This window comes from Staphylococcus sp. HMSC056G08 (assembly GCF_001812305.1).
In the GTDB taxonomy this organism is placed as follows: Bacteria; Bacillota; Bacilli; order Staphylococcales; family Staphylococcaceae; genus Staphylococcus; species Staphylococcus simulans.
The window spans coordinates 81,035-91,750 of the sequence record NZ_KV808433.1 but is presented as its reverse complement, the minus strand read 5'-3'; the positions used below and the strand labels follow the sequence as shown (position 1 = coordinate 91,750).

General features: G+C 36.5%; 11 protein-coding genes and 1 riboswitch. Of the genes, 5 read left to right on the top strand and 6 right to left on the bottom strand.

Annotated elements, in window-relative coordinates; genetic code table 11:
• Nucleotides 1-53: 53 nt before the first annotated feature.
• The 6 genes from HMPREF2846_RS01530 to HMPREF2846_RS01505 all read right to left on the bottom strand — a co-directional run bounded on the left by HMPREF2846_RS01530 (nt 54) and on the right by HMPREF2846_RS01505 (nt 4,434).
• Nucleotides 54-506, bottom strand: coding sequence for an arginine repressor (locus HMPREF2846_RS01530; protein ID WP_002479923.1), 453 nt, complete (start codon nt 504-506; stop codon nt 54-56).
• A 248-nt stretch (nt 507-754) separates the two neighbouring features.
• Nucleotides 755-1,783: a ThiF family adenylyltransferase gene (locus HMPREF2846_RS01525; protein ID WP_070625371.1), complete on the bottom strand. Its 1,029-nt coding sequence runs from the start codon at nt 1,781-1,783 to the stop codon at nt 755-757.
• The gene (locus HMPREF2846_RS01520) at nt 1,783-2,550 is read right to left on the bottom strand and encodes a thiazole synthase (RefSeq protein WP_002479921.1); all 768 of its coding nucleotides are present in this window, start codon (nt 2,548-2,550) and stop codon (nt 1,783-1,785) included. Before HMPREF2846_RS01520 ends, HMPREF2846_RS01525 begins: the two co-directional genes overlap by 1 nt.
• A 1-nt stretch (nt 2,551) precedes the next feature.
• Nucleotides 2,552-2,752 carry a sulfur carrier protein ThiS gene (gene thiS / locus HMPREF2846_RS01515; RefSeq protein WP_002479920.1) on the bottom strand — a complete coding sequence of 67 codons (201 nt, stop codon included), beginning with the start codon at nt 2,750-2,752 and terminating at the stop codon, nt 2,552-2,554.
• Nucleotides 2,736-3,869, bottom strand: coding sequence for an NAD(P)/FAD-dependent oxidoreductase (locus HMPREF2846_RS01510; RefSeq protein ID WP_070625370.1), 1,134 nt, complete (start codon nt 3,867-3,869; stop codon nt 2,736-2,738). The genes thiS and HMPREF2846_RS01510 overlap by 17 nt, the downstream gene beginning before the upstream one ends.
• On the bottom strand, nt 3,862-4,434 hold the full coding sequence (locus HMPREF2846_RS01505; protein WP_070625369.1) for a thiamine phosphate synthase: 573 nt from the start codon (nt 4,432-4,434) through the stop codon (nt 3,862-3,864). The genes HMPREF2846_RS01510 and HMPREF2846_RS01505 overlap by 8 nt, the downstream gene beginning before the upstream one ends.
• A gap of 85 nt (nt 4,435-4,519) precedes the next feature.
• A riboswitch (TPP riboswitch) is annotated at nt 4,520-4,631 on the bottom strand.
• 274 nt (nt 4,632-4,905) lie between these two features.
• Here HMPREF2846_RS01505 and HMPREF2846_RS01500 point away from each other — a divergent pair.
• The 5 genes from HMPREF2846_RS01500 (at nt 4,906) to HMPREF2846_RS01475 (ending at nt 10,664) form a co-directional block, all read left to right on the top strand.
• A complete protein-coding gene (locus tag HMPREF2846_RS01500) occupies nt 4,906-5,739 on the top strand; it encodes a trypsin-like serine peptidase (protein ID WP_070625368.1) in 834 nt (277 codons plus the stop codon).
• Between the two features lie 427 nt (nt 5,740-6,166).
• The gene (locus tag HMPREF2846_RS01490) at nt 6,167-6,376 is read left to right on the top strand and encodes a hypothetical protein (RefSeq protein WP_061055214.1); all 210 of its coding nucleotides are present in this window, start codon (nt 6,167-6,169) and stop codon (nt 6,374-6,376) included.
• 217 nt (nt 6,377-6,593) lie between these two features.
• On the top strand, nt 6,594-7,748 hold the full coding sequence (gene nagA / locus HMPREF2846_RS01485) for an N-acetylglucosamine-6-phosphate deacetylase (protein WP_070625367.1): 1,155 nt from the start codon (nt 6,594-6,596) through the stop codon (nt 7,746-7,748).
• Nucleotides 7,749-8,088: 340 nt separating this feature from the next.
• Nucleotides 8,089-9,879 (top strand): purple acid phosphatase family protein, encoded by a 1,791-nt coding sequence (locus HMPREF2846_RS01480; protein ID WP_070625376.1) that lies wholly within the window; start codon nt 8,089-8,091, stop codon nt 9,877-9,879.
• 92 nt (nt 9,880-9,971) lie between these two features.
• Nucleotides 9,972-10,664 carry a hypothetical protein gene (locus HMPREF2846_RS01475; protein WP_070625366.1) on the top strand — a complete coding sequence of 231 codons (693 nt, stop codon included), beginning with the start codon at nt 9,972-9,974 and terminating at the stop codon, nt 10,662-10,664.
• The last annotated feature ends 52 nt before the right edge of the window (nt 10,665-10,716 follow it).

Below are 10,716 nucleotides of genomic sequence, written 5' to 3'. Positions count from 1 at the left end.
ATTATCACCAGTCCTAAATAGTATAGAGCCTTTATTTATCTTTATTTAGCTCATCAAGGCTTCAATAATAAGTATTTCACATATTCTGCTTCTTCATTTGATTTCATTAACATCATAATAACATCATTACCACTGACTGTACCCAAAACATGCGGCAGTTGCATTTGGTCGATACAGTAATTGATGGTACGGGCAAATCCTGGTTCTGTTTTAATTAGGATATAGCTGTCTTTAACGATAATAGAGTTGATACTATCATCGCGATATTTCTTGAAAGCTTCACGAAAGCTGTTTGCTTCATTTTTTTCTGGTAATACATAATAAGAAGGGGCTGAGCCATTCGGAACTTTCGTCACTCTTAAATGTTGTAAATCTTTTGCGACTGTGGTCATACTGAAAATTAAATTGTATTGCTCTTCCATGATTTCAGCTAACTCACGTACTGTAGAAATCTTGTTATTCTTTAGTAATAATTTAATTAAATCAAGACGTTTCTCTCTTTCCATATCCTCATCCCTTAAATTAATAATTATACAGTATTATTGTATTCTATAAGTTAAGTGAACTCAAATCATTTTTGCTTATTTAACAATATTATCGCAAAGTGCTTTGAATAAATGAAAGAACTTGTTTGTAAGTTAGAAGTAATATTGAGATTAAATAATTAAAGTTTCTTAATAACTGAACGCCTTATTCAGTAAAAAAGAAGTGTACACGCGTTTTAGGTGTACACTTCTATTGTGTGGTTTCATTGTTATTTTACTGCTTTTAATAAAGTGCGATAGAGTGTTTCTGCAGTGTTTTCATCTTCAATATGATGAACATTCATGCGGCCATCTTTAAAGAGTGTGGCTTCATAACCGTCTACATTTAAAAGTTTGACGTAAGGATTCGCTTTAAGAATTTGACCTGGGAATAAGTCGGCGTTGTCAAAGTGATCAGGTTTGAAGCGGAAGACGAATGTATCTCCGCAACTGCCTTCGATGACGTTTGATTGACGTTTACCTAGATATTCGTAATTACCTTGTGCACAGACTGTGCAATTAGGGTTTTTGAAGCGGCTGACATCCATAGATTGTTGTTTGACTTCAAAGGGTGACACCGTAATGAGTTTGCCAGAGAAGCCTGTGCCTGATACATAGCGCATCAACTCCGCAATCTGATAACTCACGACCTGCATAATGACAGGTGGTATCACACCATTAATTGCACAACTTTCTGCAGTTTCAGGTGTTTCTTCCATAAAACAACGTAAACAAGGACCTGTATAATCAATCGCATAGACAGAACCTTTACCTCCAACAGCTGCACCATAAATCCAAGGTAAATTTAATTTATGACAAACTTCATTAAATAAGAAGCGAATCGCAAAATGGTCCATTCCATCTAATAAAATATCTGGATTAATATCTTGAATCATCGTTTCAATATTTGTTGAAGTGATTTCTTCATAGATAGGATCTACTTCTACATTAGAGTTAATAACTTTTAGTTTATCTGCTAATGCATAGACTTTCGGACGCATTTCTGTGACATCTGTTTCATCATAAAGTGCTTGGCGATGAAGGTTGGTTAATTCAACAATATCCATATCGACGATGGTTAATTTGCCGACACCCATACGCACAAGTTGTTCAGCTATATGACTGCCAAGGGCACCCGCACCCATGACTAATACATGTGTGTGTTCAAGGTTGTGTTGACCTTGTGCGCCAAAAGGCGCAAAGCGTGTTTGGCGGCTATAGCGTTCGTTGAAATCTGGTGTTTCTGACGGTGTAGGCATTATAAGAATCCTAAACCTTCGGTAGGGCTTGATGCTTGTGCAGTATATTTAATTGGGATACGGCCAGCTTCATAACTTAAACGCCCTGCTTCAACACCAAGTTTCATTGCTTCTGCCATTTTTACTGGATCTTTGGCACGTGATACAGCAGAGTTTAATAAGATACCATCTGCGCCAAGTTCCATCGCTTGTGCCGCATCTTTCGCTGAACCAATACCTGCATCAACGATAATCGGTACATTTGAATTCTTAATAATATAGCTTAGGTTTAATGGGTTGTTGATACCACGGCCTGTACCTATAGGTGAAGCTAAAGGCATTACCGCATGAACACCTAATTCTTCTAAACGTTTGGCTAATACTGGGTCTTCAGAGATATAAGGACATACAATGTAGCCACGTTCTAATAAAATTTTACATGTTTCATACGTCGCAATCGGATCAGGTAGTAATGTTTCATCGTCACCGATAATTTCGACTTTAATCATGTCGCAAACACCTGCGTGTTTTGCGATTTCTGCGATACGAACAGCTTCTTCAACTGTTTTCGCACCAGCTGTATTAGGGAACGTAACAAAGTCTTTTAAGTTAACGTTCGCAAGGGGGTTCGGTAAGTTTTTGTCATATAGATTCATACGACGTACCGCAAATGTCAGTACGTTTGTACCTGAAGCTTCGATAGCTTTCGTTTGTACATCTTCATTTTCAAATTTTCCTGTACCGAGTAATAATCTTGATTCCATTTCATAAGGTCCAATTTTTAACATATTATCCGCCTCCAACAAATTCTAATAGTTCTAAACGATCATCTTCGCGTACGATTTGGTTTGCGAAGTCTTCACGTTGTATTAAGTTTTGGTTATGTTCTGCGATGACACGTTTTTTGTCGAGTTCTAAATGATCTAAAATATCTTGAATTGTGACTTCAGTATCGAATGTGAACGGATCACCATTAATGATGCACTTCATGTTTTTCCCTCCTTAATTCAAATTGAAAGGGTTCGAGTGCTTGTGGACGATGTCCAGTCGCAACCCATTCGGCCATTAATTCACCGATAACAGGTGATAATAAAATACCATTACGATAATGGCCAGTTATAATCCATAATCCTTCTTGTACTTCATCCATAATTGGCTGTTCTTCTTTAGTCCATGGACGAATACCTGACCAGTATTTGAGTTCTTTGCTTCCCGCAAGTTTAGGCACACGTTTAATCGCTTCTTCTAATAACCATGTTTTACCTTGTTCAGATACACCGACAGAGTAATCATCGAAATAGCTAGTTGCGCCGATTAAGAAACGATGCGGGGGTTTAGGTACGATATAGCATCCATTAGTCATAAATAACGTTTGTTTTAAATCTAAGTCTTCATTTTCAACGAGCAAGACTTCGCCTTTAACACCGCTGACTGCTTCTTGAATGTCTGGTTGTTCTGAGACATTGCCAGCCCAAGCACCTGTGGCTTCAATTACTTTATGTGCTTTTGTTAAAGTGCGACGTCCGTTACGCTCTGCCTCAATATCATAACCTTCACCAACACGATGAATTGCGGTTACGTTCGTGTGTGAGAAGCGATCAATATTTGGTGCGCTTTCGAGTGAAGCATGAAGCGCCTTAGTATAATGATTGGCATTGATTTGATGGTCGTGCGGCACAAACATCATGGCTTCTGTACCTTTAACTAAATGATTGGTCAGTAATGCTAAATCAGTATCTGATAAATCTTGAACATCCTCATCATGTGAATGAAGAAATGCATATTGTTGTTTCAATGATGGGACATCTTCTGTTTGAGTGGCTAACTTAATCAGGCCATTTTGTTGGTACTGAATATCAATACCTGTTTCTGAAAACAAGTCTGTACTTAAGGCGTTGAACTTAGCACGGGATGTAAGCGCTAAACGAAAGAGGGGGCTGTCCTCTTTAAATTCATTTTGTGCACCTAACATACCGCCTGCTTTATAAGAGGCATGTTTGCCTTCGATATCACGGTCGATTAATGCGATAGATAAACCACTGTCTTTTAAATGTCTTGCGATAGACATTCCGATGACGCCTGCTCCGATAATGGCTAAATCATACATAATGTTCACCTTCCTTGAGGGTGCGAAGTGTTTGTATATCATGTTGTAAGAAGAAAGAAATGGCTGCGATACCACTAAAACCATGCGGCACTTGTGATAAGGTATTTTCGTTAATACCGCCAAGTGCGATGGTAGGCATATCTACTTGTAAGGCATCTGATATTTCAGATGGCGTACGTGGCGGTAAACCTGGTTTAGAACCGGTCTCGAAAAGATGACCGAATAACACAAAATCTAAGTGATGATTTTTAGCGGATTGAATTGTATCTTTATGATGTGTAGACATGCTGACACATACATCTGGATACTTGTTTTTGAATTCAAAGGCACGCTCGTCCATCTCTTTAAAATGAATACGCTTTAAATCAAAATTTTCAAATAGTTTTATATTGGAATGCGCAGTGATTTTAGCTTTAGGAAATCCAGCATCTAGTAAGCGTTGAATATCCGTAGCTTGAGTTGCTTGGTCAGTACGTACAATTAAACAGTCAATCACAGGCGCTATTTCAACATATTGAGCTATGGTTGTTTTTGTGAGTTCATATGGCGTTATCGCGACCCACACGATGGATTCACCTTCTTTAATCAATAAGTCGCAAGAAAAGCGAAATAAAAAAACGCTATTTCCATATAAGAAAATAGCGCATTAAACGTACAATACGCCACTTTCCTACGCTAGTATAAACTAGATCAGGTTCCAAGAATTTCCTTATCATACATAAGGATCTCAGCCTGTAGGAACAGGCACTTCCAGTGGACTTATTGAAATTATTTGATTCATAGTATTTCAGGAAGTCATCATATTCAATACTTTAACTAATCGTGTAGCGAGGCGTTAACGTATTGGACTGACTTTTCATTCTTGAAATATAACTTCCTTCTATATACAAACACATCATAAATCACTTGCATTAAAATTGCAATAGCGAATCGCTTTCATTGTAGGTTTTTACTGCTTACAAGTAAGACTATTGAAACAAGCAAATAGAGCTGTCAATATGTGTGATACAATGAGAAAAAACATAAGGGGATATACATGAAACATATATTCAAAAGTGCAGTTGTATCACTTGCGGTTGTGGCTAGTTTAACTTTAACAAATACAGAAACGTTAGCAGCAGGTAGCTATTATTATAATGGGATGACGGATTATAATGCGTCTAAAGCTTATCCTAAAACAAAGCGAATTTCTAATAATGATGTACAAATTAAACACATCGCAAATGCATACAAAGGAAAATATAAAGCAGTAGGACGTATTAGTAATAAAGATGGTTGGAAAGGTAGAGGTAAAGACAGTATGGGGACAGGGACTGTTATAGGACCTTATACATTAATTACCAATGCACACGTGATAGATGATGCCAAAGGTGCGGCAGCTAATCCTAAATATATTACGTTTGATTTAAATCGCGATGGTAAGGCAAAAACTTATACTTTCCACGCAACGAAAGTGGTTAAAGTACCTCAAGCCGATGTCGCATTAGTCTATACCAAAGAAAAACTGACGAACTACACACAAGCATTACCTCTTGCGTCGAATACTCAAATTAACAACTTAACTTATAATCGCAATCTCTATTCAGTAGGTTATCCATGGCAAAATGGAGATAATACAAAATCCTACTGGAGTAAATTAAAATTCATACAAAAATCTTCAAACGGAACAGAACTACAAACCAAAGATAAATTTCGTGCAGGTGCTTCAGGATCAGTCATGGTTGATGGTAATTATCGTATCTATGGATTACGCACATACGGCTATAACCTCTGGGGTACATCACCTTATAATTACGCCAAAGTTGAAATGGCAGGCGGAGAAGCGTTAAATGGATCAACAGGAAGTTTTGTGAGAAGTCATATTAGATAGACTTTAAATACAATCTCTTTAAAAGTGTGAAATGAGTCGCACGGATTAGGGAGATTGTGTTTTTGTTTTTATTTACCTAGTTTGATTCAATTTCGTAAAAAAAGATGACAATAATTTTACCTAAATAGTAAAATTAAAATTCAAGTTGTATATGGAATTAAGAATTGAACCGTAGTATAATTATATTAATAAATATCTAGGGGAACTAGTGAGTGCTTCAGTGTTTAAATATAAGGAAGGGCGGTATCAACTATGAAAAAATCTTTAAAATATCTACATCGTATGCCTTATTTTGCTGGGGTTCAGCCGTCTTAGCCAGGTTTCATATTAATGATTTTAAGTTGATGAAAATTAAATGTTTTTCATTTAGCAATATTGAGAGTAATCATAAAATCTTAGTTATTAATATGAGAGAGGGTATGAAATTATGAATGAAAATATACAATTTTTAAATGAACAAATAAGAAGCTTACAAAATATGTTGATAGAGATGAGACTGGATCAAGGTTTAATGAGTATAGACTTGAAGTATCTCAGAAAATCTGAAGATAGAAATTTTGAACGCTTAGAGAACAAAATTAATAATCTAGATAAAAGTTTAATTGAAATTAAAAATCTGATACGTAATATACAATAATGAAATGTGATACAAGGTTTCTATAGTATATACAGTTGACAAGTACAGACACTTTAATTCTTTACTACAGTACTTTATATACATTGAGTGATACGGCAGAAGTCTAAAGGGCTTCTGCTTTTTTGATGTTTTGTTATGAAATTAATTTTCAAGTTTGGGGGCGCTGTTATGTGTTAAAATACCAATGGTATATATTATGAATAAAGAAGGTTAGAAAATGACTGAATATGTAGTGACAAACGGTAAAGTTTATACAGAAACAGGTGTCTTAGATAAAGGTTATGTGAAAATTTCTGATGGTAAAATTTCAGAGGTTAGTCAAGGTGATTATCAAGGAAATCTAGAAGTAGTGGATGCACAAGGACAATATGTTTTACCTGGGTTTATTGATATTCATATTCATGGTGGGTACGGACAAGATGCGATGGATGCTTCATTTGACGGATTGAAACATTTAGCTGAATCGTTGCTTTCTGAAGGTACTACATCTTTCCTTGCGACAACAATGACACAATCAGTGGAAAACATCGATCGTGCTTTAGAAAATATTGTGGAATATAAAGCAGTTCAAGATAAAGAAAATGCGGCTGAAATTGCAGGAGTTCATTTAGAAGGTCCGTTTATTTCAGAACATAAAGTAGGCGCCCAAAACCCTAAATATGTACAACGTCCTTCAGTAGATGCGATTGAACACTTCCAAGAGAAAGCTGACGGAAATATTAAAGTGATTACCTTTGCCCCAGAAGTAGAAGGTGCAAAAGAAGTTCTAGAAAAATTATCCGACCAAATTATCTTTTCTATGGGTCATACTGTTGCGACATTTGATGAAGTGAATGAAGCAGTAGAACATGGCGCAAAACATGTCACACATCTTTATAATGCAGGAACACCATTTGAACATCGTGCGCCTGGACAATTTGGTGCGGCATGGACCAACGACGGTATCCATACAGAACTAATCGCAGATGGTATTCATTCACATCCAGCATCAGTTAAAATTGCTTATACAATGAAAGGCAATAAACGATTCTACTTAATCACAGATGCGATGCGCGCAAAAGGTATGTCAGATGGTGAGTATGATTTAGGCGGACAAAACGTTATTGTCAAAGGCTCAGAAGCGCGATTAGAATCAGGTGCTTTAGCTGGCAGTATCTTAAAAATGAATGACGGCTTACGCAATATGCTTACATTTACCGGTGCATCACTCGAAGAAATGTGGCGTGTAACAAGCCTAAATCAAGCCATTGCGTTAGGTATAGACGCTCATAAAGGCAGCATTAAAGAAGGCAAAGATGCAGACTTAGTCTTATTAGATCAAGACATGCATGTCAAAACAACAATTAAAAACGGTCAAGTTCATAACTATTAATTTATAGTTAGAGGCACTCGTATTTAAAACGGGTGCTTTTTTTATTTGTGTTTTTTGATGTCTACAATTAGATATATAACGTCGTATAATAATGTGTTTCATTATAAAAATCACATACAGTATACCCATGTATAGTTGTTTTAGTTATTGTTTATACTTTTGTTTAAATAGAATTTACAAACCAAACACCAACTTAATAATAGCTTAAAGATTGCTTGCTACAATTTGTGTTGAGAGGAAGTAAAGGTCTATTGAAGACAGATATCACGGTGTCTTTTAATTTTGGGACTTCCTTTAAATTTCAACCTATTTTGGAGGTAGCGCATTGAAGAATATCAAGATGACTAAGATTGTAGCAGGAAGTATGGCAAGTTTAATGCTCTTATTATCAACAGGGGCAGCACAAGCAGATGCCAGCGGCCAACCAGCGCCACAAGCAGCACCGCAAGCGCAACAAGCACATCAACAACAAGGTATTAAATTATTAAATAAGAAACCAAAAGTAGCACCTGTTAAAAAGAAAAACAGTCCAAACCGTATTATGACAAACTTTAATGGTGATACTAAAACAGAAATGGGCTTCAACTGGTTTACAACAGATAAAGCTGAAGCACCACAAGTTTGGGTCTCAACTTCAAAGAATATGAAAGACGCGAAAACATTCACAGCTAAAGCAGAACAAGTGGACTCTCAATACATAGAAAGAGATCATTCAGGCCACTTCATTTTCGCTGATGTGGAGAAAGATGATAATGGTGAGCCAGTCAAAGATGAAAATGGCAAACCAAAAATTAAAGGTTATTACACAGATAAAGGTGCAGGCGGTCCAGAATGGACAAGCGGTGACCAACACGGTAAAGCATCTTTAATGAACGTGAAAGAATATAACTATAAAGCACAAGCAACAGGTTTAAAACCAAATACAACATACTACTACAAAGTTGGTAGCAAAAAAGGCAAACAAAGCCAAGTCGGTACGTTCAGAACATCTGGTAACGCAGGGGATCCATTCAAATTCGTACAATATACGGATACACAAAATGCTTACTGGAACGAACACGTACGTAACGAAGCGAAATTCGGTGCAAACACAATTGCTGAAGCAATTAAAACAGCAGGTAATCCAAACTTCGCATTGCATACAGGTGACTTTGTAGAGAACTCACAAGTTGAAGATGAGTGGAATGACATTTATGACCAATCTCGTCCATCATTCATGTCTTTACCAGTTGCGGCAGCAGCAGGTAACCATGATGAATATGCATTCGATGAGAAGAATAAAAAGTTATTAGATCGTTTCAACCGTCACGTGAACGTACCTAAGGCGAATAACGCAGTCAACGGTGGTTCATACTACTCATTTGACTACAACGGTGCACACATGGTTGTCGCAAATACAAATGACAACAAAAAAGGTGAAGATAATCCAGAAGGTAAAGCCATTGGTAAAAAACAAATGGAATGGATTAAACAAGATATCAAAAAAGCACGTGAAAACGGCTCAAAATGGGTTATCTTAAACTTGCATAAACCAATGTACTCTAAGTCTTACCATGCCTTAGAAGATGAAGATATTAAGAAATTACGTGAAGAATTAACGAAAGAAATCGATGATTTAGATGTGGATTTAGTATTACAAGGACATGACCACGTACTCGCTAGAACTAAAATGTTACAACATACTTCAACAAAAAATAGCTTCGTAAACGCTAAAATTGAAGATGCAAAACAAGTTAAAGGTGAAGACGGAGTCACATATTACGACAATCCAAAAGGTTCAGTTTACGTGTTGCCAAACACAGGTGGTACAAAAGCTTATGATGATATCTACAGCAAACCATTAGAACATATCAAGAAAATTCGTCCGAAATTGAGCTGGTTAACTGAAGCACAACGTCAAGAATACAACAACTTATTCGCAGTAGGCGAACAACCTCAAAAAACAGATGCGTTTAACGATAGCCACGAAAATAACCGTGACTCATCAGCTCAAAACTTCTCGGTTTATGAAGTGAAAGGCGACAAATTGATTGTGAAAATCTATCAATTAAATGGTGACATCAGTAAAGGCGAACAAAGAACAGTTAAGTTAATCGACCAATTCGGTATTTCAAAAACTGACAAAAAATAATAACTGTTGATAACTTTAATTAAGTCATTTGACTCAGGTAGGGACTCGTAAATCATACGAGTCCTATACCTTTATACATAGGAGGCAACAAAATGAAGAAATTTTTAACATATACTGCGGCAGTCGCAAGCTTGAGCTTATTATTAACAGGATGCAGCGATCAACAAGAGAAAAAGACAAGTAACGCTGAAGCACATACACAACAAAATCAACCAGCCTCAAGTTCTAAAGACATTAAAATAAACAAAGAGAAATTATCTAGTCAAGAACAAGCAAAATTAAAAGAAGAAGTGATGAAGTGGGCAGACAAACGTGCTAATCAACAAGGTTTAGCAGCTTCTAATCGTTATTTTGGGGCAGGGGAAATTTCAACAGGAGACTGGTATGCGATGACACCTAAAGGTGAGCTGCAAGTCAGTAATCAAAATGAACCAGGCCCTAAAGCTTTTGAACGTCATAATTTAGTAGGTGTGGTATTTTATCACTCTAACCAAGGTGTAACAGGATTTGATGAGAAAGCGAAAGATTTATCTAATATAGAAGGTTATCGTAATGTGGCAGATTTAAATCAACCCATCACAAAATACTTATTCGCAGATGACGGTAAAGTTTACGAATGCCAATTTAAACCGAGTCAACAAGTAACATTGTCTTCAGGGTTTGCGCCAAAAGACCATAATGACAAAGATCCTAACTTAAGACCAGACGAGTTATTTAAACCGACTGAAGATGAAACTGCGACAGAATTAATGAATCAATTGATTAAGCAATACGGTAAACAATGATGTACAAATATGTGCATAAGCTTTAATAATTTTGTTTAATTTGTACATATTT